This is a genomic window from Arthrobacter sp. 10T419, from assembly GCF_056394105.1.
Genome location: NZ_JBFTHF010000003.1, coordinates 495,148 through 517,998, shown reverse-complemented (window position 1 = coordinate 517,998; position 22,851 = coordinate 495,148). Strand labels below are relative to the sequence as shown.

General features: G+C 67.6%; 26 protein-coding genes. 7 read left to right on the top strand and 19 right to left on the bottom strand.

What is annotated here, in order from left to right:
• Positions 1-240 (top strand): hypothetical protein (locus tag AC1DBD_RS08840; RefSeq protein WP_441419175.1); only part of this gene is annotated, 240 nt, incomplete at its 5' end.
• A gap of 85 nt (positions 241-325) precedes the next feature.
• On the opposite strand, the gene AC1DBD_RS08835 is transcribed toward AC1DBD_RS08840, so the two are convergent.
• Positions 326-1,276 carry an EamA family transporter gene (locus AC1DBD_RS08835; protein WP_476917323.1) on the bottom strand — a complete coding sequence of 317 codons (951 nt, stop codon included), beginning with the start codon at positions 1,274-1,276 and terminating at the stop codon, positions 326-328.
• A gap of 165 nt (positions 1,277-1,441) precedes the next feature.
• Between AC1DBD_RS08835 and AC1DBD_RS08830 the strand changes: the two genes are divergently transcribed.
• Positions 1,442-1,984, top strand: a complete 543-nt coding sequence (locus tag AC1DBD_RS08830) for a CGNR zinc finger domain-containing protein (protein WP_476909562.1) — start codon at positions 1,442-1,444, stop codon at positions 1,982-1,984.
• On the opposite strand, the gene AC1DBD_RS08825 is transcribed toward AC1DBD_RS08830, so the two are convergent.
• The 3 genes from AC1DBD_RS08825 to AC1DBD_RS08815 all read right to left on the bottom strand — a co-directional run bounded on the left by AC1DBD_RS08825 (position 1,981) and on the right by AC1DBD_RS08815 (position 4,384).
• Positions 1,981-2,328, bottom strand: coding sequence for a hypothetical protein (locus AC1DBD_RS08825; RefSeq protein ID WP_476893496.1), 348 nt, complete (start codon positions 2,326-2,328; stop codon positions 1,981-1,983). The two genes, AC1DBD_RS08830 and AC1DBD_RS08825, sit on opposite strands and share 4 nt — an antisense overlap.
• A gap of 85 nt (positions 2,329-2,413) precedes the next feature.
• Entirely contained in the window at positions 2,414-3,007 is a 594-nt protein-coding gene (locus tag AC1DBD_RS08820) for a hypothetical protein (RefSeq protein WP_476981896.1), read from the bottom strand.
• Positions 3,008-3,016: 9 nt separating this feature from the next.
• Entirely contained in the window at positions 3,017-4,384 is a 1,368-nt protein-coding gene (locus tag AC1DBD_RS08815) for an MATE family efflux transporter (RefSeq protein ID WP_441419171.1), read from the bottom strand.
• A gap of 144 nt (positions 4,385-4,528) precedes the next feature.
• On the opposite strand from AC1DBD_RS08815, the gene AC1DBD_RS08810 reads away from it, so the two are divergent.
• Positions 4,529-4,963: a DoxX family protein gene (locus AC1DBD_RS08810; RefSeq protein WP_476893494.1), complete on the top strand. Its 435-nt coding sequence runs from the start codon at positions 4,529-4,531 to the stop codon at positions 4,961-4,963.
• 192 nt (positions 4,964-5,155) lie between these two features.
• The gene (locus AC1DBD_RS08805; RefSeq protein ID WP_476909564.1) at positions 5,156-6,130 is read left to right on the top strand and encodes an acyl-CoA thioesterase; all 975 of its coding nucleotides are present in this window, start codon (positions 5,156-5,158) and stop codon (positions 6,128-6,130) included.
• Here AC1DBD_RS08805 and dnaB read toward each other — a convergent pair.
• Positions 6,127-7,509, bottom strand: a complete 1,383-nt coding sequence (gene dnaB / locus AC1DBD_RS08800; RefSeq protein WP_175323067.1) for a replicative DNA helicase — start codon at positions 7,507-7,509, stop codon at positions 6,127-6,129. The two genes, AC1DBD_RS08805 and dnaB, sit on opposite strands and share 4 nt — an antisense overlap.
• Before the next feature lie 788 nt (positions 7,510-8,297).
• Here dnaB and AC1DBD_RS08795 point away from each other — a divergent pair.
• Both AC1DBD_RS08795 and AC1DBD_RS08790 read left to right on the top strand, forming a co-directional pair.
• Entirely contained in the window at positions 8,298-8,765 is a 468-nt protein-coding gene (locus tag AC1DBD_RS08795; RefSeq protein ID WP_441419168.1) for a hypothetical protein, read from the top strand.
• Positions 8,766-8,768: 3 nt separating this feature from the next.
• Entirely contained in the window at positions 8,769-9,344 is a 576-nt protein-coding gene (locus AC1DBD_RS08790) for a hypothetical protein (protein WP_476981895.1), read from the top strand.
• Between the two features lie 16 nt (positions 9,345-9,360).
• Here the strand turns inward: AC1DBD_RS08790 and AC1DBD_RS08785 are convergent, their stop codons facing one another.
• From AC1DBD_RS08785 to rpsF, 7 genes are all read right to left on the bottom strand, one after another.
• A complete protein-coding gene (locus AC1DBD_RS08785; protein ID WP_441419166.1) occupies positions 9,361-9,747 on the bottom strand; it encodes a TFIIB-type zinc ribbon-containing protein in 387 nt (128 codons plus the stop codon).
• A 32-nt stretch (positions 9,748-9,779) separates the two neighbouring features.
• Positions 9,780-10,406 (bottom strand): FMN reductase, encoded by a 627-nt coding sequence (locus tag AC1DBD_RS08780; protein ID WP_476981907.1) that lies wholly within the window; start codon positions 10,404-10,406, stop codon positions 9,780-9,782.
• A gap of 173 nt (positions 10,407-10,579) precedes the next feature.
• Positions 10,580-11,434 (bottom strand): PhzF family phenazine biosynthesis protein, encoded by an 855-nt coding sequence (locus AC1DBD_RS08775; protein ID WP_476981894.1) that lies wholly within the window; start codon positions 11,432-11,434, stop codon positions 10,580-10,582.
• A gap of 116 nt (positions 11,435-11,550) precedes the next feature.
• Positions 11,551-12,003 (bottom strand): 50S ribosomal protein L9, encoded by a 453-nt coding sequence (gene rplI / locus AC1DBD_RS08770; protein WP_441419164.1) that lies wholly within the window; start codon positions 12,001-12,003, stop codon positions 11,551-11,553.
• Between the two features lie 17 nt (positions 12,004-12,020).
• The gene (gene rpsR, locus AC1DBD_RS08765; protein WP_003800144.1) at positions 12,021-12,260 is read right to left on the bottom strand and encodes a 30S ribosomal protein S18; all 240 of its coding nucleotides are present in this window, start codon (positions 12,258-12,260) and stop codon (positions 12,021-12,023) included.
• 125 nt (positions 12,261-12,385) lie between these two features.
• Positions 12,386-12,967: a single-stranded DNA-binding protein gene (locus AC1DBD_RS08760; protein WP_441419163.1), complete on the bottom strand. Its 582-nt coding sequence runs from the start codon at positions 12,965-12,967 to the stop codon at positions 12,386-12,388.
• Between the two features lie 54 nt (positions 12,968-13,021).
• Complete coding sequence (rpsF, locus tag AC1DBD_RS08755; RefSeq protein WP_056428835.1) at positions 13,022-13,327, bottom strand: 30S ribosomal protein S6; 306 nt, start codon at positions 13,325-13,327, stop codon at positions 13,022-13,024.
• A gap of 248 nt (positions 13,328-13,575) precedes the next feature.
• Between rpsF and AC1DBD_RS08750 the strand changes: the two genes are divergently transcribed.
• Positions 13,576-14,262 (top strand): DUF1345 domain-containing protein, encoded by a 687-nt coding sequence (locus AC1DBD_RS08750; protein ID WP_441419162.1) that lies wholly within the window; start codon positions 13,576-13,578, stop codon positions 14,260-14,262.
• Here AC1DBD_RS08750 and AC1DBD_RS08745 read toward each other — a convergent pair.
• The 7 genes from AC1DBD_RS08745 to AC1DBD_RS08715 all read right to left on the bottom strand — a co-directional run bounded on the left by AC1DBD_RS08745 (position 14,259) and on the right by AC1DBD_RS08715 (position 22,809).
• Positions 14,259-15,590 (bottom strand): M18 family aminopeptidase, encoded by a 1,332-nt coding sequence (locus AC1DBD_RS08745; RefSeq protein WP_476981893.1) that lies wholly within the window; start codon positions 15,588-15,590, stop codon positions 14,259-14,261. The genes AC1DBD_RS08750 and AC1DBD_RS08745 overlap by 4 nt on opposite strands.
• 24 nt (positions 15,591-15,614) lie before the next feature.
• Positions 15,615-17,057, bottom strand: a complete 1,443-nt coding sequence (locus tag AC1DBD_RS08740) for an amino acid permease (protein ID WP_476981892.1) — start codon at positions 17,055-17,057, stop codon at positions 15,615-15,617.
• 239 nt (positions 17,058-17,296) lie between these two features.
• On the bottom strand, positions 17,297-18,202 hold the full coding sequence (locus tag AC1DBD_RS08735; protein WP_476893488.1) for an ABC transporter permease: 906 nt from the start codon (positions 18,200-18,202) through the stop codon (positions 17,297-17,299).
• A 3-nt stretch (positions 18,203-18,205) separates the two neighbouring features.
• Complete coding sequence (locus tag AC1DBD_RS08730; protein ID WP_476909568.1) at positions 18,206-19,150, bottom strand: ABC transporter ATP-binding protein; 945 nt, start codon at positions 19,148-19,150, stop codon at positions 18,206-18,208.
• A 132-nt stretch (positions 19,151-19,282) separates the two neighbouring features.
• Positions 19,283-20,785 carry a bifunctional phosphatase PAP2/diacylglycerol kinase family protein gene (locus AC1DBD_RS08725; protein ID WP_476917311.1) on the bottom strand — a complete coding sequence of 501 codons (1,503 nt, stop codon included), beginning with the start codon at positions 20,783-20,785 and terminating at the stop codon, positions 19,283-19,285.
• Positions 20,786-20,851: 66 nt separating this feature from the next.
• A complete protein-coding gene (locus AC1DBD_RS08720) occupies positions 20,852-22,039 on the bottom strand; it encodes an MFS transporter (protein ID WP_441419156.1) in 1,188 nt (395 codons plus the stop codon).
• Positions 22,036-22,809 (bottom strand): DeoR/GlpR family DNA-binding transcription regulator, encoded by a 774-nt coding sequence (locus AC1DBD_RS08715; RefSeq protein ID WP_476917322.1) that lies wholly within the window; start codon positions 22,807-22,809, stop codon positions 22,036-22,038. Before AC1DBD_RS08715 ends, AC1DBD_RS08720 begins: the two co-directional genes overlap by 4 nt.
• Between the last annotated feature and the right edge of the window lie 42 nt (positions 22,810-22,851).

Genomic DNA, 22,851 nt, shown 5'->3' with positions numbered 1-22,851 from the left:
CAGCTCAAGACTCTTGGGACGAAGCTGCAGGCCGGTTCTCAGGAGATCGACAACCAGAGGTCGATGCTGACCAAGGTCCTGGCCGGTACCCAGTGGCTGGGACCGGACGCGGAGAAGTTCCGCAACGAGTGGAACGGCGAGCACGTTGCCGCCCTCACCCGGGTGTCCCAGGCGCTGCAGCAGGCCAGCCAGCAGGCCAACCGCAACGCCACCGAGCAGGAAAGCGCCTCCTCGCGCTAGCCGGAACCCTCTCCAGGCCAGCCCGGACGCAACCGCGTCCGGGCTGTTCGTTTAAAGCGGTTCGCTTGGCAGCCGGACCCGTCCCTCAGGGAACCGGCTCGACGTCGTTGGCGTGGTCGAGTTCGGCGGGCAGCCGGGCGGGGACGCGCAGTTCGTCCAGCCGGACCAGCACCACGCCGCCGACAATCAGCAGGCCGCCCAGGAGCTGGACGGGGCCCGGGAGTTCGCCCAGGAGCAGCCAGGCCCAGATGACGGCGAACAGCACCTCGGTGAGCGAGACGAAGGATGCCACCTTCGAACCGAGCGCCCGTGCGGCCACGACGCCGGAGACGTAGGCGAGCACGGTGGCAAGAATCACCAGCCCGAGCAGCGGCACCCACCAGGGCGTGACCCAGGCTCCGAGCCTGGTGTCGGCCGTGCTGGCCACCATCGGCAGCAGCCCCGTGGCCGCCGCCAGCCACATGACCAGCGCACCCACCATCAGGCCGCCGGAGGCCAGCACGATCGGCGGCAGCGTGTCATTCTCTTTGGCCGTGATGAAGAAGTAGATAGCCAGGCAGACGGCGGCCGCGATGCCCCACAACACGCCGACCACGTCGATCTTTACCGCCCCGGTCAGATCGAGGACCAGGACCAGGCCGGCGAGGGAAAGCAACGTTCCTGCCACAGTGAGGGGCCGCGGCCGTTTCCGGCTCGCCGCCCAGAGCCACAGCACAATGATCACCGGGGCGAGGTACTCGAGCAGGAGTGCGACGCCCACCGAAAGCCGGGCGACGGCATTGAAGTAGAACAGCTGGCAGGCGGCGACACCGATCAGGCCAAACAACAGCACGGTGAGCCAGTTGTCGCGGAGCTGGTGCCAGCGGCCGCGCAGGGCGAGAACGGCCGGGACGGCCAGGACCAGCGCGGCTCCGGTGAGCCGGGCGGTGACCGCGGCGCCCGGCGTCCAGCCGGTCTCCAACAGCGCCTTAGCGAAGGAGCCGGAAAGACCGAACACCGCCGAGGAAAACAGGGCCACCCCCAAGCCCGAGGCCAGGAAGCCCGGAGCGTCCGGCGTCGGCTTATCGGCGGGGCGGAGCTGTGGGCGGTTCTTGGCCGGAGCCCCGGCGGGGCGGCGTGCGGCAGACACGGGCTGCCTCCTGTCAGGAGTAAAGTTGGGTTATGGTCATGACAGTACGCCCGGGCGACGTAAGGAGTCAAGATGGTTTTTGCACCTGACACAGAGGTTGCGCTGCGCTCGGTGGTCGGCCTGATCAACACGGCGGCGAACGGGGAGGAAAGACTGGCCACCGTCGCGGACCTGGACCGCTTCCTCACCGCCGAGGGCTTCAGCGGTTCCCGGACCCAGGATGCCGCCGAGCTGGCCAGCGTGCACCGGCTGCGCGGCGAACTCGCCGAGCTGTGGCTGGCGGATGAGGGCACCGCCGTGGACACCGTCAACCGCCTGCTGCGCGAGGCCCACGCTTTGCCGCAGCTGATGAAGCACGACGGCTGGGACTGGCATCTGCACGCGACCACACCCGAGGCGCCGCTGGCCGACAGGATGAGCACCGAGGCCGCGATGGCGCTGGTGGATGTGATCCGCAGCAAGGAAATGGACCGGATGCTGGTCTGCGCCGCGGACGACTGCGACGCCGTCGTGCTGGACCTCAGCCGGAACCGTTCCAAGCGCTACTGCGATACCGGAAACTGCGCCAACCGCGCACACGTCGCGGCCTACCGGGCGCGGAAAGCGGCGTCCTAGCGGATGTCGCCGCGCTCGTCGGCGTCGGGGGACGGCTCGGCGGCGTGTCCGCCGAAGGACGAGGCCGGCTTCCTGGAGCTCAGGTTGACGCCGGAGCCCTTGCCGAGGTGCTCGGCGTTGTCCTTGTAGCTCATCGAGAGCATGGCCGCAATCACGAGGGTCACGATGAAGGCGATGCCGGCGCCGGTAAAGGCCAAATCGAAGCGGGGGGCCTTGGCGCTGCCCCCGGAGGCGAAGATCAGGACGGCGAAGAAGGCCAGCACTGCCCAGAACGCGGAGAACATAAGAGGACCCTTGACCGAAGTCCGCAGGCTGCGGCGTTCTCCTGAATTCTGTTCTGCCAAGGTGCTTTCCTCCTGCCGCCAACGCCGGCTTGGCGTGGCAGTCGTGATACTGCGGTTGTTCTACGCAAGGTAGAACCTGTTCCTACTAGTTTACGGCCTCGGCGGATACGTCCCGCGCATCATGGCGCAGGGTCAGCCCGGCCAGGGTCCACAGCACCCCGCTGATGATCGCGCCTCCGCCGGCCACGCCGAGCAGCGCGTGCGGGCCGAGGTCAATGAAGAACGGCAGCGCCACGGCGGCGCCCAACCCGATCACTCCGGCGGCGGTCCAGTCCCGTGCCAGGACGGAGCGGCGGCGCTCGGCCATGCCCAGGTAGAGCTCCGCGGCGCCAGCGAGACCCAGGCCGAGGGCGCCGATGATGCCGAACACCAGGTTGCCGGGGAGCAGTGCCACGGCTGCGCCGGTTCCGGTCAGGACGGCCCCCGCGGCGGCCAGGACCTTGGCAGTCCGGCCTCCGTGCTGCAAACCGGTTTTCTTGACGCTCCAGAGCAGCACCAGCCCGGTGGCGAGCAGATAAAGGCCCCCGGCCCAGCCCATGCCGGCAACAGGGGGCGCTGCCCAGAAAACCGTCACGGCGCCGAACGCCAGCGCGATGGCGGCCCGGAGCAGCACGGGCTTCCACACGTCCGGGGCGGCGGGCAGGTCAGTCGAGGCTTGGGGGTCTGCGGGGAAAGTCACCTGCCCAGTTTAGTGGGTGCCTCCGTGGGCGCCGAGCAGCATCCACCGGTCCGTGCGCGCCCGCAGCCCGAGGGTGACGGCGCGGGCCAGCATGTAGCCCAGCGAGAAGGCCGCCCAGAGCCAGAGCAGCGCCGCACCGCCGGCGGTCCCGGACAGCCGGACCGCCAGCAGCAGCGGCAGGTAGACGGCAAGATTCACGACGCCGGCAATCGCCAGGTACCGCGCGTCCCCGGCGCCGATCAGCACACCGTCAAGGACAAAAACATAGCCCGCGATCGGCTGCCCGGCGGCCAGCACCCAAAGGGCGAGCGTGAGGGCCGACCGGACCCCGGCGTCGGGGGTGAACAGCTGCCCCGCCCACGGCGCCGCGGCGGCCAGCAGGAGTCCGGTCAGCACCCCGAAGCCGAGCCCCCAGCGGACCATGGTTCCAGTGAGCTCGCGCACCGCCGCCGGGCGGGAGGCGCCGAGTTCCTTGCCGATCAGGGCCTGGGCGGCGATCGCGAGGGCGTCTAGGGCAAAGGCCAGGAAGGTGAAGACGGTCATCGCGAGCTGGTGGGCGGCGAGGTTCACCGGCCCCTGGGCCGTGGCGACCACCACCGTGGCGAGGATCGCGATGCGCAGGCTGAGCGTCCGCAGCATCAGCCATGACCCCACCCTGGCCAGGGACCGGATGCCGCGCCAGTCGGGGATCAGAGTCACCCCGTGGTTGCGGGCATTGCGCTGCACCATCACGACGTAGACCAGGGCCATGGCCCACTGGGCAATGCTGGTGCCCAGGGCAGACCCGGTGACGGAGAGCTGCAGCCCATAGACCAGGAAGAGGTTCAGCACGATGTTTACGGTGAAGCCGGCGGCCGCCACGACCAGCGGAGTCCGGGTGTCCTGCAGGCCCCGCAGCACTCCGGTACCCGCGAAGATGAGCAGCATGGCCACCAGGCCCGGCATGGACCAGCGCAGGTAATCCACGGCAAAGGATCGCACCTCGCCGCGGGCGCCCATCAGGTCCAGAAGAGGTTCGGCGGCGAAGAACCCAGCCGCGGCGAGTCCGACGCCCAGCAGCAGCGCGAGCCAGACTCCATCACGCCCGGCCGCGAGTGCCCTGGGCAGCTGGCCGTTGCCGATCGCGCGCGCGACGGCGGGGGTTGTGGAATAGGCGAGGAACACCATCAGCCCCACCGCGGTATGCAGCACCGCCGAGGCCAGTCCCACGCCGGCAAGCTGGGCCACGCCCAGGTGCCCCACGATCGCGGAGTCCGCGAGCAGGAAGAGCGGCTCGGCGATCAGCGCCCCGAAGGCCGGCACGGCCAGGCGGAGGATTTCCCGACGCCGGGTTGCCGGCGGCGGAAGTGTTGCGGGAGTCGGGGCGGAGGCGGGCACGGAACCACCCTAGCGGCGTCGCACGGCTTCGCATTAGTTGACATCTCAACTATGCGCCGGAACACTTGAAGTTGAATCTTCAACTAAACCTGTGCGGGCTGCCATCTCCTGCAGCCCCCTGCCAGACGTTAGAACGGTATTTCCATGAACCAGCCCACGCTCACCACCACTGCCCGCATCATCCTGCGCGTCGTCACCGGATTCCTCTTTGCCGCCCATGGCTGGCAGAAATTCAGCGAGTTCACCATCCCGGGAACCCAAGCCGCGTTTGCCCAGATGGGCGTCCCGGCCGCCAACCTTGTCGCACCGGCCGTCGCCACGCTGGAGCTGGCCGGCGGCATTGCGTTGATCCTCGGCGTGCTCACCCGCGTGTTCGCCCTGCTGCTGGCGGTCGATATGCTGGGCGCCCTCTTCCTGGTTCATGCCTCGGCGGGAATATTTGTAGCTGCGGGTGGCTATGAGCTGGTGCTGATCCTGGCCGCCGCGGCCCTGGCCGTGGCGCTCGTAGGTGCTGGCAGGGTCTCTGTGGATGGGGCCGTCTTCGGCCGCACCGGCTCCAGGCTCAGCGCCTTGGCCTAGGTGCGGCAGCAGTAACAGCGTTCGACGGCGGGCGGTCACTTCTTGGTGGCCGCCCGCCGTTGTCCCCGGCCGCCGGCGCTGTACTGACAGCGGCGTCTGTGGCGGCGCCCGTGGCGGCGTCTGTGGCGGCCGGAGCCGGGTTTGTGTCGGGCGCCGGCGACGGTTCGGCGGACCGTCAGTACACTCGCTTCCATGAGCGAGATTTCCGCCAACGCCGTCACCCTGCGCTTCCTGGCCGCCCCCACGGACGTGGGCCACAGCGGCTCGGTGGACGCGGGCACGGTCCTGGAGTGGGTGGACAAGGCTGCCTATGCCGCCGCCGTCGGCTGGGCGAAGTCCTACTGCGTGACCGCCTATGTGGGAAATATCCACTTCGCGGATCCTGTCAACAGCGGCGACATGGTCGAAGTTACCGCAACCATCGTCTACACCGGCCGGTCCTCGATGCACATCCGCACCGTGGTCTCCTCCGGCGATCCCAAGGGCGGGCCGGCCACGATGCGCAGCCAGTGCATGGTGATCTTCGTAGCGGTGGGCGAGGACGGCAAGCCGATTCCGGTGCCGCAGTTCGAACCGACGACGCCGGCGGAAATTGAGCAGCGCGAGCATGCGCTGGCCCGGATCAAGGTCCGCGAGGACATCGTCGAAGCCATGAGCGGCCAGGAGTACACCGACGCCGGAACCGCCGAACGCGTCACGCTGCGGTTCATGGCCGCCCCCACGGATGTGAATTGGGGCGGCAAGGTCCACGGCGGAATCGTCATGAAGTGGATCGATGAGGCGGCCTACGTTTGTGCCTCACGCTACTGCGGGAAGGACACAGTGGCGGTCTTCTCCGGCGGCGTGCGGTTCTACCGGCCGCTGCTGATCGGTCACCTGGTGGAGGTGGAGGCCCGGCTGGTCTACACGGGAACAAAGGGCATGCACATAGCCGTCCATGTCCGCTCCGGGGATCCCAAAGGGCACGAACTGAACCTCACCACGTACTGCCTGACCGTCATGGTGGCCCGCGACGAGAGCGGAACCTCGGTCCCGATCCCGCAGTGGGTTCCGGTGTCCGAGGAGGACAAGCGCCTGCACGCCCATGCCCGGGCGCTGCTCGAGATCCGGGGCCGGGCACCCGGAAACCGACTGCCCAACCACCTGCTCCCGAAGGCGCTGCCCTAGAAGCCCCCGCCGCCTGCGTCGCCCGCCATGTTGGCGAAGCGGGAGTAGTGGCCCTGGAATGCGACCACGATGTCCTTGGTGGGACCGTTACGGTGCTTGGCGATGAGGATGTCGGCTTCGCCGGCGCGCGGAGACTCCTTGTCGTAGACGTCTTCGCGGTGCAGCAGGATGACCATGTCGGCGTCCTGCTCGATGGAACCGGACTCTCGGAGGTCGGAGACCATGGGGCGCTTGTCCTGGCGCTGCTCGGAGCCACGGTTCAGCTGCGAGAGCGCGATCACCGGGACCTGGAGTTCCTTGGCCAGCAGCTTCAGGGCGCGGGAGAACTCCGAGACTTCCTGCTGGCGCGATTCGACCTTCTTGCCCGAGCTCATGAGCTGCAGGTAGTCGAGGATGACCAGCTTGAGGTCGTGTTGCTGCTTCAGCCGGCGGCACTTGGCGCGGATTTCCATCAGGGACATGTTGGGGCTGTCGTCGATGAACAGCGGAGCGTCGTTCATCCGGCCCATGGTGGTGGCGATCTTGGACCACTGCTCGTCCTTGATGGTGCCCTTGCGCAGATCCTGCAGCCCGATCGTGGCCTCCGCGGACAGCAGACGCATCGCGATCTCGTTCCGCCCCATTTCCAGGGAGAACATGACGGTGGCGAGGTTGTTCTTGATCGCCGCGGAACGGGCGAAGTCCAGTGCGAAGGTGGATTTACCCACGGCGGGGCGCGCGGCGATGACGATCATCTGGCCGGGGTGCAGGCCGTGGGTCAACTCGTCGAGTTCGTAGAAACCGGTGGGGACACCAACCATGCCTTCGCCACGGTGCCCGGACGCTTCGATTTCATCCACGGTGGATTCCATCACGTCCTTGAGGACGACGTAGTCCTCGGCGGTACGTCGTTCGGCCACGGCGTAGACCTCGGCCTGGGCCTGGTTGACCAGGTCCTCCACCTCGCCGTCCTGCCCGTAGCCGAGCTGAACGATCTTGGTGCCGGCGTTGACCAGGCGGCGCAGGACGGCCCGTTCGGCCACGATTTCGGCGTAGTAGCCGGCGTTCGCGGCGGTGGGTACGGTCTGGATTAGCTCGTGCAGGTAGGCCGGGCCGCCGATCCGGTTGATTTCGCCGCGCTTGGTCAGCTCGTCCGAGACGGTGACGGCATCGGCGGGTTCACCGCGGCCGTACAGGTCGATGATCGCTTCGTAGATGGTTTCGTGCGCCGGGCGGTAAAAGTCCTGGCCGCGGAGGATCTCCACGACGTCCGCAATGGCATCCTTGGACAGCATCATGCCGCCCAGCACGGACTGCTCCGCGGGGATGTCCTGCGGCGGCTTGCGGCTGCCTTCGGCTCCCCGAGTGCCCTCGACCGAGTCCAGATGCGTAACTGACAAAACTGCCGTCCTTCATTGTGTGCCGGCGGAATGCTATTCGCCGGCGGCGCTTAGGCCATCTGTTGTAGTGCGTGTTGTGGTGCGTGTTGTGATGCCGTGTTGTGGTGCCGTGTTGTGATGCCATGGCGTTGATCCGGCAGGCCTCCACCGGTTCATTACTAGCAGCAGGCTCCGACACTTTGTCTGGCACCCGGGCTGCGGCAGTCCTGCGGAGCGGCACCGGCGGTAGCTTGCGGGGCCGCTGACCGCCTTATGCATAACCGCCTCATCCAAAACCCGCCTCGTCCACCACGTCGGACCGCCGCGGTTCGGCCGCAGGGTCTACCGCTGCGCCGCCGGAATGCAGCTTGCGGCGGTGGCCTGCGGCCGGGGCCGGATTTCGGTGCCGACAACCTGGTCTCCCGCTACGTTATCCCCCGATCGGGCCCGCACCAACCCGCCCAGCCGGCGTTCCTGTGGATAACTTGTGGACTACTGGCCCGTGCTTGTGCACAGCCTGTGGGAACCCCTGTGGATAGAAGAATTCTTTCACCCGTAATAGCTACCTGACCTGCGGAAACACCCGTTTTTACTTGTGGATGAAAAACTATTTTCGCCAAGCTTCATCCACAGCTTGCGGCTGGCGGCTGGGGATAGCGGCTGGCCGCATGGGCCACAGGAGTGGTCAAATATGCGAATTCTGTGATGCTTGTCACCCGGACGCCGGCAAATTGACGCTCGTGGGCACGGCCTGTATGCGACACCTCGAATATGCTGTGGATAACTGCTATCTGGCATAAGCTGTGGCCATGGGCGATGTCTTGATAGTCATACTGCCTGCCCTCATCCTCGCGGGCGTGCTGTGGGCAGTCGCCGCGGCATTGAAGCCGCGTAATTTCGGTATCTCCGACGCGGAGCGCTACCAGCTGGAATTGGCCATGCGCTCCCGCGCCCACTACGAGGCCCAGGTGAAGGCTGCCACAGCGGCCCGCGCCCGGGTGGATGCCGCGACCCGCCCCAGCCAGAACGAACAGCAGCAGTCGCAGCAGGCTGAGCACGCCCGCGCGGCCCTGCAAGGCGGCCGGGGCCCCTTTAGCGACAGGACGCAGCCGGGCTACCCCGGCGCGGTCCTGCCCGGCGGCCAGCTGAATCCCCAGTTCACGCTGCAGCTCCAGGCCCTGGCCCGGTCCGGCCACAAGGTCCAAGCCATCAAGCTGCTGAGGCAGGCCACCCACTCAGATCTTTTGACCGCCAAGAATTACGTAGATCGGCTGTAGTCCATGGAAGCCCTGCTAGTCCCCATCCTGATCCTCGTTCTCGTGGGCCTCGGCGTCGCAGTTGCCGCACGTGCGATCGGGCGCCGTCGGCCGCAAACTCCGCAGGACGCGTCGCCGCAGCCCGTCCGCAACTCAGCGGAGCTCGCCCGCACTGCCGCCGAGCGGCTGGATCAGGAGCAGCACCGGCGCCTATACGCCCTGATTGCCCAGGGTCAGGCGATGGCGGCCATCAAGCTGTACTTGGAAGCCACCGGCGAGGGCCTCCGGGCTTCCCGGGACGCGGTGGGCGCCCTGGCGGCCCACCCCCAGCCCTACCGTCCCCGGCAGGCGCCCGAGCAGCCCGCCCACGACGACGACGAGGACGCACCGCAGCGCTTTCCCTACCGTTACCGGGCGATCGCCAGCAAGGGCGACGTCACCCGCGAGGTCAGTAGCAATATGCTCAACGACGAGATTTACGGCCGGATCCGCACTCTGGCCAAGAGCGGCGACACCGAGGCAGCAGCGGCCGCGCTGACCCGGCACTCGGACATCTCCCTCAAGCAGGCCCAGGAGTTCATCGCACTGCTTGAGGAGTGAGGGGCGGCGGCGGACGCTAGAAGTCGAACAGCTCCCCCAGCCAGCCCTCCTTCTTCTTGGGCCGGCGTCGGTCGTCGTAGCGCGGCTGCTCGTAGCGGGGCCGGTCCCGGCGTTCGTCATGGCGGCGGTCGTCAAAGCGCCGGTCATCCGGTCGGCGGTCGTCCCGGCGCGGTTCCGGGGCGTAGAGCGGCGGCGGGATGTGTCCCGGGGGAGTCGGTGCCGCCGCCGGCGGTGCGGCTGGAGGAGACGGGGCGGAGGCGCCGAAGCCCTCCGCCGCACGGTCGATGATCTTGTCGAGCTCGCCGCGGTCCAGCCACACTCCGCGGCACTGCGGGCAGTAGTCGATCTCCACGCCGCTTCGTTCGCTCATTACCAGGTCTACGGAATCCACAGGACATTTCATGTCCCGAACAACGAACGGCGCGCCGAATAAGTTCAGTTGCGGCCGGAGATCCCGGCGAGCAGCTGCTCGAACGGCAGCGACTCCAGCGGCGCCTGCTGCGGGCGCGGCTGCGCTCCTTCGAGCAGGCCGGTGAACTCCCCTGCCGCCCGCTCAATCCTCGCGGAAAGCGGTGAGCCGCCGTCGCCGCTTGTTCCCCAGTCCTGCGGGCCTGCGAAGACGCCGGTGGCCGCGATCCGGGTGCGGAGGTAGCTGAAGAGCGGACGCATGGCGTAGTCCAGCACCATCTGGTGCCGGTCGGTGCCGCCCGTGGCGCCCAGCAGGGCGGCCTTGCCGTCCAGCGCCTTGGGATCCAGCACATCGATGAACGACTTGAACAGCCCGCTGTACGACGCACTGAAGACCGGGCTGACCGCGATGATGCCGTCCGAGGCCTCCACCCCGGCGATCACCTCCGCCAGGCGCGGCGCGGCGTAGCCGGTCACGAAGTTGTTGGCGATCTCAACGGCCAGGTCGCGCAGTTCCACGACGTCGACGCTCACGGAGTAGCCGGCCGCTGCGAGCTGGCGTTCAGCGGAGGCCGCCAGTTGGTCTGCGAGCAGGCGGCTCGACGACGGGACGCCGAGTCCGGCGGAGATAACGGTAATGCGGCGGCTTTCCACGGTGTGCTCCTGTAGCTGGTCCACGGTTTCGGTAACTATATGCATTTGCATCTACCTGTAGAAGGGTCGGCCGGCCCCCTTTATTCCCTCCCCCGCTGCTCTGTCACTTCGGGTCCTTTTGACCGCCGAATAGCAGCCATATCTGACAGAGCAACGACGGCTCCCCGCGCCACTTAGAGCAGGACAAATCCCTCGATGCAGCTCATCGAGTTCCCGCCGACCCAGACGTCGTCCCCCGTCGTCTCGATGTAGACCCGGCCGGCGCGGCCCAGCACGGTCCCTTGGGCCGCAAGGTAGGACTCCGGCGCCCGGCCGGCTCCGATCAGCCACTGGGCCGCACCGGCGTTGAAGCTGCCCGTGACCGGGTCTTCCGCGGCCGCGTCTCCGGGGATGAAGGTGCGTACCTCAAAGCCGACCTCGGATCCGGCGGGATGGGGGCCGATCACGCCTACCTTGAGTCCGGCCATTGCGGCGAAGTCGGGCCGGATGGCCAACACCTGCTCCGCGGAGTCCAGCAGCACTCCGATCCATTCCGGGCCGTTGACGAGCCAGGACGAGTCCAGGAGCGCCTCCCGGGGCATCTGCAAGCCGGCCGCGATGCGGGCGAGGTCCGTCTCGGCCACCGGTCCGGAGCGGGTCAGCGGCGGGGCGGCAAAGGCCAGGCGGCCGCCGTCGCGCTTGACCCGTACCAGCCCGGCCGCGCATTCCTGGACCAGGATTCCGTCGTGCAGCGGGACTCCGCCCGCCTCGAGCCAGGCATGGGCCGAGCCGAGGGTGGGATGGCCGGCGAAGGGAAACTCTTCGCTGCCGGTGAAGATCCGCACCCGGTAGTCGGCGTCGAGGTGCGTGGGCGGCAGCAGGAACGTGGTCTCGGAGAGGTTGGTCCAGTTGGCAAACCTCTGCATGGCGTCGGCGTCGAGGTCCCCGGCGTCGAGGACGACGGCCAGCGGATTCCCGCGGTACGGTTCGGCGCTGAAGACGTCCACCTGGGTGAAGGGGCGGAGACGGGGTGCGGTAGTCGGAGTCACTGCCGAAGGCTATCACCGGCACCCCGCCGGGCTGGCAACGCAGAAGGCCCCCGCGTCCGGCTTCCCAAAGGAATCCGGACGCGGGGGCCTCCCGGCAGTTCAGTTAGTCGAAAAGACTACTTGCCTGCAACTACGTCGAGTTCGATCACAGCGGAAACGTCGTCGTGCAGACGGACGTTGGCCTGGTAGGAACCGGTCGACTTGATGTGAGCCGGCAGTTCAACCTTGCGCTTGTCGATGCGGCCGAGGCCGGCGGCCTCAACAGCGTCCGCCACGTCGCCCTGCTTGACGGTGCCGAACAGGCGTCCGGTCTCGCCAGCCTTGACAACGAGCTTGACCGGCTTGGCCTGCAGTGCTGCGGCCTGCTTCTGAGCGTCTTCCAGGGAAGCGTGCTCGCGAGCGGCGCGGGCAGCCTTGATGGACTCAACCTGCTTCTCGCCGCCCTTGGACCAGGTCAGGGCGAAGTTGCGGGGCAGCAGGAAGTTACGTGCGTAACCGTCCTTGACCTCGACAACGTCGCCAGCAGCACCGAGACCGGTTACTTCGTGGGTCAGAATGAGCTTTGCCATGTTAGTTAATCCCTTCCTTAGCCGCGGCCAGCGCCGGAGTAAGGCAGCAGAGCAACTTCGCGGGCGTTCTTGATTGCCTGTGCGATCTTGCGCTGTTCCTGCACCGTGACGCCGGTGACGCGACGGGCGCGGATCTTTCCGCGGTCGGAGATGAACTTGCGCAGCAATGCTACGTCCTTGTAGTCGATGACAGTGATGTCAGCGGCCTTCAAGGGGTTGGACTTTGGTTTGGGCTTACGGAGTTCAGCCTTAGCCATCGTGGAGCTCCTATTCGATGGAGCCCGTGGATATTGATCCACGGGATGGTGGTGATCCGCGGCGGTCATCGCGGGGCTGCCGTGCGGCTGCCTCGCGGGTCACGACGTCGGACCTTAGATGTTGTTTAGAAGGGAGGTTCGGAATCCGGGCCGTTGCCCCAGCCGCCTGCATTGCTGACCCCGGGCGTTGCCCAGGGGTCGTCCTGCGCTGCGGGCTGGTTGCCGCCCCAGGTTCCGCCGGAGTTGCCGCCCTGGTTTCCACCAGAGTTGCCACCGAAACCGCCGCTGTTACCGCCGCTGTTGCCGCCGCCGAAGCCACCCTGACCACCCTGTCCGCCGGAGCGCTGGGTGCGGTTGACCTTGGCGTTGGCGTAGCGCAGGCTGGGGCCGATCTCGTCGACCTCAAGCTCGATAACGGTGCGCTTCTCGCCTTCCTTGGTTTCGTAGGAACGGCTCTTCAGGCGGCCGGAAACGATGACGCGCATGCCCTTGGTGAGGGACTCAGCGACGTTCTCGGCTGCTTCGCGCCATACCGATGCGCGGAGGAACAGGGTTTCCCCGTCCTTCCACTCATTGGACTGGCGGTCGAAAGTGCGGGGCGTAGAAGCGATGGTGAAGTTCGCTACTGCCGAACCTGACGGTGTGAACCTCAGTTCGGGGTCATTGGTGAGATTACCGATGACCGTAATAGTGGTTTCGCCTGCCATCTACGTCCTCCTTGTTCGTTCCTGCGGGGTTAAAGATTGAAGGGTAGAGCTGAATTACTCAGCAACAACCTTCTGCTCTTCGGGGCGGGTGATCTTGGTGCGCATGATGGTCTCATTGAGACTCAGCTGGCGGTCAAGTTCCTTGGCGGTAGCCGGCTCAGCGGTGAAGTTCACCACGGCGTAGATACCTTCGGACTTCTTCTGGATTTCGTAAGCCAGGCGACGACGGCCCCAGATGTCAACCTTTTCGATGGTTCCACCATCGGTCGTGATGACGTTCAGGAACTTCTGAAGCGTTGGCTCAACGGTACGCTCTTCGACCTCGGGGTCGATGATTACCATCAATTCGTAAGGACGCATATGTGAACCCACCTCCTTTGGGCTAAGCGGTTACGGCATTTCCGTAACAGGAGGTTCATTTGCGGTGCTTGCGCGGCGCATCGCCCCCGGAACGGAGGCAGGGCGCAGCACAGACTTCAATAGCTTAGTGCATCCGGGGCAGTTTCCGCGATTTCCTGTCCCGCCACCCTAGACTCGTCGCGCCGTCGGTGGAAGCTCCCCGGCGGCGCTGTGGATAACCGCATGGGCGCTTGTGCCATGATCGGGGAATGAGCACCGGTTCCGCGCCCCGTTCCCTCGCATCCCCCGTCCACCGCAGCCGGCTGCGGTTTGCTGTGATGGTGCTGGCAGGACTGCTCGCCGCCACAGCGTCGGGGCTCTCCGGACACTGGGTGGAAGCCCCGGCGATCGCCTGGAGCAGTGCCGCCCTCACCTACGTGCTCTGGGTCTGGATTGTGATCGGTCCGCTGGACGCCGCCGATACACGTGCCCACGCCACCTTGGAGGATCCGTCCCGGAGCGTCACGGATCTGATGATCCTCGCCGCCAACGTCGCCAGCCTGGCGGCTGTGGCCGCCGTCGTCCTCGACTCGCACAGCAACAACGGCGGATCGCGGCTTGGCAGCGGCCTGCTGGCGCTGGCCTCCGTTGCACTGTCGTGGATGCTCGTGCAGACACTCTTCACGGTCCGCTATGCCGGCCTCTACTACAGCACCGAGCTTCGGGCCGGGGCAGCGGTGGGCGGCATCAACTTCAACCAGGCCGAGCCGCCGCAGTACACCGACTTCGCGTACCTCGCCACCAGCCTCGGGATGACCTACCAGGTGTCGGACACTGCCCTGGAAAACCATGCAATCCGGGCCGAGGCGCTCAAACACAGCCTGTTGTCCTACCTGTTCGGCACCGTCATCCTTGCCGCCACCGTCAACCTCGTGATTGGCCTCGCCGGGTCCTAGGCAGCCGGCTGGGAGGCGGTGCGGAAGAACAGTTCCGTGACTGTCGCCAGCCGGTGCGGGTCCTCGACGCCGCACAGCTCGCGTGCCGAGTGCATCGACAGCAACGGGACGCCGACGTCGACCGTCCTGATCCCGAGCCGGGTGGCCGTCAGCGGGCCGATTGTCGAACCGCAGGGCATCACGTTATTGGAGACGAACTCCTGGTACGGGATCCCGGCATCGGTGCACAGCCTGGCCCACAGCGCTGCCCCGGCGGCGTCCGTGGCGTAGCGCTGGTTGGCGTTGATCTTCAACAGCGGTCCGCCGTTCAGGGCCGGGCGGTTGGCCGGGTCGTGGCGTTCGGCATAGTTGGGGTGCACGGCGTGGCCGGCGTCGGCGGAAACACAGAACGACGCCGCGAACGCCTGCCGCCGCTGGCTCGCCGTCGCGCCCAGCCCGTCGGAGATGCGGACCAGGATGTCCTCGAGGACCGGGCCGCAGGCACCGGAGCGCGAGGCGGAGCCGATTTCCTCGTGGTCGAAGGCGGCCAGCACGGCGATAGGCCCGTCCGCCGGCACCTCACCGGCGGCGTGCGCGATCAGCGCGGTGAGGCCGGCGTGCGTGGCGGAGAGGTTGTCGAGCCGGCCGGAGGCGAAAAATTCACCCTTGGCGCCGAACACCGCCGGGGCCTGCGTGTCCGCGATGACAACGTCGTAACCGCCGATCTGCGCGGGATCCACGGTGGCACCGGAAACCCGCTCGGCGAGGAGGCCGAGCAGGTCCTCGCCGGCCGGATCGCCGAGGCCGAAGACCGGATTCATGTGCTGCTGCTTGTCCAGGGCCAGGCCCTCGTTCACGGCCCGGTCCAGGTGGATGGCGAGCTGCGGGAAGCGCAGCAGCGGCCCGGTGGCCGTGAGGTGCTGGGTGCCGTCCAGCATCACCAGACGCCCGGCAAGCTGCAGTTCGCGGTCCAGCCAGGAGTTCAGCAGCGGACCGCCGTAGACCTCGACGCCGGCCTGCAGCCAGCCGAACTTGCCGGTGGTGGGCTTGGGCTTGAGTTTGAAGGACGGCGAATCGGTGTGCGCGCCGAGGATGTTGAACCCCGTGGTGGGTCCGGCGCCGGCGGGCACCACCCAGGCGATGAGGGCGCCGTCGCGGATCACGTAGAACTTCCCCGCCGACCCGGCGTCGCCGGCCCCCTGCCACTGCTGCAGTTCGTCGAGGCCGGTGAACCCCGCTTCGTCCAGCCGCCGGGCGGCCTCGTGGACGGCGTGGAAGCTCGACGGCGACGCGCTGACGTACGCGCCGAGGTCCTGGATGTGGTCTGCAGCAGTGGCGGAGGAAGGCATGGCTCCGAGTCTAGCGCCGCGGGCTTACTTGGACCGGCCGACGCCGGCGGGGGCATCCTCGCTGCGGGTTTCGGCGTCGGCGGGGAGGCCTGCGGGCTGGGATGCGGCCACCGGGGAGGCGCCGTGCCTGCGGTAGCGCCAGAGACCGATTCCCACGACGACGGCGGCCAGGGCCAGCGAAAGCAGCAGCGATTCACGGGTGGTGTCCAGCACCACCATGCCCACCAGCAGCGCGACGATGCTGACGATCGCGAGCCAGGTCAGGTACGGGAACAGCCACATCTTCAGCTCCAGATCCCGGGCGGCGGTGCCCATCCGGCGGCGGAGGATCAGCTGCGAGACCGAAATGACGAGCCAGACGAACAGCGCGATGGCGCCGGAGGTGTTGACCAGGAACAGGAAGACGGTGTCCGGGGCGATGTAGTTCAGGCCCACGGTGATGAAGCCGACGACGGTCGAGGCCAGCACCGCGGCGGCCGGGACGCCGCGCTTGGAGATCCGCATCCAGGTGCGGGGCGCGTCGCCGCGGCGGGAGAGCGAGAAGAGCATGCGGCTGGCGGTGTAGAGGCCGGAGTTGAGGCAGGACAGCACCGAGGTCAGCACGACGATGTCCATGATGGTGCCGGCGCCGGGGATGCCGAAGAGTTCGATCACGGCGACGTACGGGCTCTTCGCCACGGAGGCGGAGTTCCAGGGCAGCAGGGTCACGACAATGGCGATGGAGCCGATGTAGAACACCAGGATGCGCCAAACGGTCGATTTGACGGCCTTTTTGACGGCGTCGACCGGGTTCTCGGATTCGCCGGCGGCGATGGTCGCGATTTCGGCGCCGAAGAAGGAGAACACGACCACCAGGATGCCGGCCAGCACCGCGCCGGGACCGTTGGGCATGAAGCCGCCCTTGCCGGTCAGGTTGTCCAGGCCGGGAGCGGGGACGCCGGGGACGAGGCCCAGGATGGCGGCGACGCCGAAGAGCAGGAACAGCACAATCGCGGCGACCTTGATGGAGGCGAACCAGAACTCGAACTCGCCGTACGACTTCACCGAACCCAGGTTGGTCAGCGTGAGGAGCACCATAAGGACCAGCGCCCAGATCCACTGGTCGATGCCGGGAACCCAGCGGTGCATGATCGCGGCGCCGGCCGTGGCTTCGATGCCGAGCACGATGATCCAGAACCAGGCATAGAGCCAGCCGATACTGAAGCCCGCCCAGCGGCCCAGCGCCTTGTCCGCGTAGGTGGAAAACGATCCGGTTTCGGGGTTGGCGGCGGCCATTTCGCCGAGCATGCGCATCACCAGGATGACCACGAGCCCTGCCGCCAGGTAGGCCACCAGAATGCCGGGGCCGGCCTGCTGGATGGCGGCGCCGGAGCCGACGAAGAGGCCGGCACCGATGACGCCGGCGATGGCGATCATGGACAGATGCCGGGGTTTCAGGGATTTGGAGAGTTGCTGGTCAGCCTGCATGAAGCGCCGTCCTTCGTGGGTGGTGTCGGCCCGCGCCCCAGTGCCGGCGATGCCAGGCAAGGATGTGCGGCGGACCACAATGTCGTTTCACCCTAGACCGCCGCAGAGAGGCTTAGTTCTGTGCAGTCACACAGATTACGCCCCCCAAAATGGGACGGACCTCCAGCCATAGAGCCTCCCAGGCAAAGGATGTTGCCTGGGAGGCAATTCTGAAATGTGCCTGAAACCACTGCTTCGGACTAGATGTCCCGCTTCTTGAGCAGGATGCCGGCCAGCACGATCGGAATGACCACCCACGCGCCAAGGACCAGGGCGGCCTGCCAGCTTTCCAGCGTGTCCGGGACGTGTTCGGCGGCGGTCAACGGTGCCAGCGTGTTCGACGGGATGAATTTGCGCAGTTCCGTGACGAAGTCGCCCTGGATAATTTGCAGCGCGATCGGCAGCACGAAGAAGATTCCCACGAGCGTCATGATGCCGCCGGCGGAGTTCCGGATCAGGGCGCCGAGGGCCATCCCGATCGCAGCGACGGCGGCAACGTAGGCGCTGTTGACCAGCAGCGTCCGGAAGTAGTGCCCGCTGGAGACGTCCAGGGTGTGGCCGTACTGGTCCAGGATCGGAACCGCCACCAGGCCGGCGAGGTAGAGCGAAAGTGCCGTGACCAGGAACGCGGAGACCACAACAACAAGGAGCTTGGCCGCCAAGGCCGGAATCCGCTTCGGGACGGCGGTGAACGTGGACCGCGCCATTCCCGTGGTGAACTCGGAACTGATGATCAGGACGGCCAGTGAGCCAAGGATCAGCTGCGCGAAGGAGATGCCGGCGCTGGGCGCCGACGCGGCGATGTCGCCCTGCGCGGCCAGCGCGGCTGAGCGCTGCGGATCGGAGTTGGAGGCCTGCAGTGCCTGGCCGATGCCCCAGGCGGCAAGGGCTCCCACCCCGATGATGACGGCGATGGTGGCGCCGAGCAGGATCAGGGTGGACAGCAGCGTGCGGAACTTGATGACCTCGGAGTTCAGGACGCGCAGGAAGCTGGGGCCCGGGCCGGTGCTGAGGCTGTCGCCAGCCCGGTCGCCTGCCTGGTTGTTTGCAGCGCCGGAGCGCGGCCCGCGGCTCGAGGGATTGGGTTCAAGGGTGGTCGAGCTCATGGCTTAGTTGCCTCCGGCCTGGGCGGGGGCGTGGCCGCCCGTGGTGATCAGTGAGTGGTATTCGACCTCATCCTTGGTCAGTTCCATATAGGCCTCCTCGAGGCTGGCCCGGAGCGGGGTGAGTTCGTAGATCATGACGTGGTTGTCGAGGGCGGTGCGGGCGATCTGCCGGGGCTCCAGCCCGGTGACCTCGAGGAGTTCGTTGTCCTGCACCTGCACGGTGACGCCGGTGCCTGCCAGCAGGCGCATCAGCTGGTCCGGCTGGTCGGTGCGGACGCGGGTGCGCCCCTGGCCCTTGCCGGTGATGATCTCCTGGATCGGCGCGTCGGCGATGATCCGGCCGCGTCCGATCACGATCAAATGGTCCGCGGTGACCGCCATTTCGCTCATCAGGTGGCTGGACAGGAACACGGTGCGGCCCTCGGAGGCGAGGTATTTGACCAGGTTGCGGACCCAGACGACGCCTTCCGGGTCCAGTCCGTTGACCGGCTCGTCCAGGATGATCGTCTGCGGGTCGCCGAGCAGGGCGGCGGCGATGCCGAGGCGCTGGCCCATGCCGAGGGAAAAGCCGCCCACCTTCTTCCTGGCGACCTCGGCCAGACCCGTCATTTCAATGACGTCGTGCACGCGTTTTTTCGGGATGCTGTGCGTGGCGGCCATGGCCCGCAGGTGGTTGTAGGCCGAGCGGCCGGTGTGGACGGCTTTGGCGTCCAGCAGGGCACCGACGTCCCTCAGCGGCGCGTGGTGCCGGTTGAACGGCACCCCGTTGACCGTGACGGAGCCCGACGTCGGCCGGTCCAGTCCCATGATCATGCGCATCGTGGTGGACTTGCCCGCTCCGTTGGGTCCTAGGAAGCCGGTAACCCGGCCCGCCTCGACGGTGAAATTGACTCCGGCGACGGCGGTTTTTTCGCCGTATACCTTGGTCAGGCCTCGTGCTTCGATCATGGAAGCGTTCCTTTGCGTCGCGTGTGGTTGTGTACCCACCACGCTACCGACGCCGCCGCGCGAATGCGCCGCTTTAAGGGTTGATTCAGGGCTGAATCAGGGTAATCCGGACAATGGCTGCATGGCCGCCGCTCAGCCCTCCGGCTGCGGGGAGTAGTACACCAGCCCGCCGTGCTTGACCGAGAACTCGACGGCGCGGACGCCCGGCATGACTTCGCCGTCCACCGCCAGCACCATGGTCGTGTCGCCCGGTTCCACCCGGATCCGGCTGGCTTCGCGCAGGTGGGTGATCCGGGAGGTCGCCACGGTTCCGGTCAGCACCGACCAGAGCAGGCGCAGCCGGGCAAAGGATTCGTCCGCCGTGATCATGCGCAGGTCCAGCACGCCGTCGTCCAGCACCGGCCGGACCAGCGGGGCATGGTCGCGGGGGTAGTAGCGCCCGCGGCCGACGTAAAGGATCCAGAGCTTGTGCCGCACCCCGTCCACGACCAGGGTGCTCGGGGTGCCCGCGGCGAAGGTCCGGAACATGGCGACGACGCCGGCCAGCGGCTTTCCCAGCGCGGGCTGGAGCTGCTCGCGCCGGCGCACCAGGTTGGGGTACAGGCCGATGCTGGCAGTGTTCAGCATCGACAGCTCCAGCTTCTCCGGACTGTCCGGCAGCCCCCGTTCTACCGACACGTGCCCGATGTCCGCTCGCGCCGCCTCCCCTTTGGCGGCGGCCTCGATGGCGGCCTTCAGGGTGCCGGTGCCCGCGTCACGGGCGAAATGGTTGAGCGTTCCGCCCGGCAGCACCAGCAGCGGCAGGGAATGCTCGACGGCGGCCGCCGCGGCGGTGCCCACCGTCCCGTCTCCGCCCCAGACTCCGAGGGCAACGACGCCGGGACGGGTTGCCACCGCCTCGATTCCGGCCGCCACATCCTCGTCGGGGGCAATTTCCTTTATATACGCCTTAGGGAATACTTTCTGCAGGGCCTCGGCCGTCTCATCGGCGTATGAGCCGCCGAGCGTGTTGACCGCGATGCCCAGCCCCTCGCCGTCGGGCAGTGCGGCAGCTCCGACCGGGGTGCGCCGAACCGCGGGGAACGGGGGACGGACCGGCCACCACTTCCTCGTCACGAGGGCCGCACCCGCCCCGATCGCGGAGCCGAAGAAGACGTCCGAGGGCCAGTGCGCCCCCGTGTGCACCCTGGAGTAGGCGACGCCGGCGGCGACGGGTGCCAGCGCGGTGCCGAGCGCCGGCCGGACCAGCCCCACGCCGAGGGCGAACGCGGCGGCCGACGCGGAGTGCCCGGAAGGCATGGAGGAACTGCTCGGTTGCGGATGAACGAAGCGGAAGACCGGAAGGTGCTCTGGTAGCGGGCGGGCCCGGGGCAGCAGGGTCTTGAAGACAAGGTTGGTAACCGCGGAGGCCACACCCTGCGCCAGCACGCCGTGCAGGGCAGCACGCCGGGTCTTGCCGGGGAAGAGCGCCATCACCGCGGCAATCCCGAACCAGAGCTTGCCCTTATTGGCGGCCGCGGAGAGCCGCCGGAAGAAGTCGTCGTGGCCGCCGCCGGGAACCCGTGAGAGGGACTGGACCAGTCGACGGTCCAGCTTCTCCAGTCGGTGCGGCGTTTTCCCCAGTATGCTTCGCATTTCCCCACCTTACTGCGGGCCCCCTGGATGAGGCGCTGACCCGGGTGCTGGATCCCGGGCCGCTGCTCAGCTGGCGCGCAAGGGCCTCGCGGCGCCGGCGAGCAGCAGAGCAACCAGAATCGGCGCCCCGATAGCCAGCAACGCCAGCCGGATCCCCGTCAGGTCGCCGAGGTAGCCCAGCAGCGGGGGCCCGGCAAGGAACGCGATGTAGCCGAGGGTGGACACGACCGATACCCGGGCCGCGGCGTGCCGGGGGTCGTCGGCCGCGGCGGACATGCCCATCGGAAAGGCGAGGGCCGCTCCCACGCCCCAGAGTGCCGCGCCGGCCGTCGCGAGCCAGATATTGCCGGCGAAGACGAAGAATGCCAGCCCGGCCGCGGCGGCTGCCATGCTGGCCCGCAGCACCGCGACCCGTCCGTAGACGTCGATCGCCCGGCCGCCAAAGAAACGCATGGCCGTCATCGCCAGCACGAAGACGGCGAACAGCAGGGCTCCGGTGGACTGCTCGGCACCCAGGCCGTCCACGGAGGCCTTGGCGATCCAGTCGTTGCCGGCGCCCTCGGTCAGGGTGGCGCCGAGGACGACGACGCCGATCAGCAGGGTGCGGCCGTCCCGCCAGGCGGAAGCGGCCCGCGGCGGCCTGGCCTCGCCGGCAGCAGGTGCCTGCTCCGGTGTGTGCGGCAGGAAGTACCGCGGCGCGATCAGGGTCGCGGCGGCCACCACGGCGGTGATGGCGAGCAGGTGTTCCGGCAGCCCGACGCCGAGCGTCGCCAGACCGGCGCCGACCAGCGCGCCCACGAACGCGCCGCCGCTGAACGCGGCGTGGAACTGCGGCATGATGGTCCGGCCCAGCCGGTGTTCGACGTCGGCCCCTTCGATGTTCTGGGACACGTCCCAGAGTCCGATGCCGATGCCGAGGAAGAAGAGCGAGATGGCCGTACCGGGGACGGCTGCGGCGCCAAGCGAGAGCGCCACCCCTGCGCCCGCCACGGCGGCCAGCAGACCGCCTGCGCGCACGGTGTTGGCGGTTCCGAGCCGGCCTACCACGAGCCCGGCGGTCGGCAGCGCGATCAGCGAGCCGACCGCGACGCACAGCAGCAGGCTTCCCATCTGTCCGGAGGAGATGTGCAGGATCTCGGTCACCGCGGGGATGCGGGCGGCCCAGCTGGCGAATACGAGGCCGTTGATCCCGAAGATCAGGAAGGTCGCTGCGGCCGCCGCCTTCAATTGCGGGGCGGTTGAGGTCCTGGTCATACGATCACTGCTTCCACTGAGTGTTGGGCAAGGAGGGTGAGTTCGTCGGAGCTGAGAGCCTTGTCGGTGACGACGGCGTCCACAGCGTCCAGCGGCGCCACCAGGGCCATGCCACTGGCGTTCCATTTGGATCCGGAGCAGGCAACGATCACTCTGGCTGCCGATTCCAGCCCTGCGCGCTTCACCGCGGCGTCGTCGAGATCATGGGCCAGCAGTCCATCCCGGAGATCCAGCGAACAGGGGGTGACCACGGCTGTGTCGAATCGCAGTGAGCGGATATTTGCCTCCGTCAGGGGTCCGCGGAAGGACAATTCGCCCGGAACAAGGCTGCCGCCGGGCAACAGGAGCTCAGGGCGGCGCCCGGCCGGGACCTGGTCTGCGGCCAGTTCACTGACGGCCCTCAGCGACATTGGCATGATCGTCATGTCGCGCTGCTGGAGCTGTCGGGCGATCTCCGTGGCCGTCGTGCCGCTGTCGAGCCAGATACGGCCACGGTCCTTGAGCATCGCCGCAACCGCGGCGGCAATCCGCACCTTGGCTGCGTGCTCCTCCAGCTCGCGCTGCCCGTACCCGGGGTTCTCGCCCTGCAGCAGCAGACTGACTGCCCCGCCGTGGACCCGGCGAAGGACGCCGTGACCGGCCAGAACGTCCAGATCGCGCCGGATCGTCGCGCCGGAGGCTGCGCAGGCGGCCATTAGCTCATCCACGCTCACGCGTTCCCGGTGGCGAAGGAGCTCGCCGATATAGCGATGCCGCTCATCCGTGTTCATGAGCAAATAATACCAGTCGGTGATCATTTGATCATCAAATGA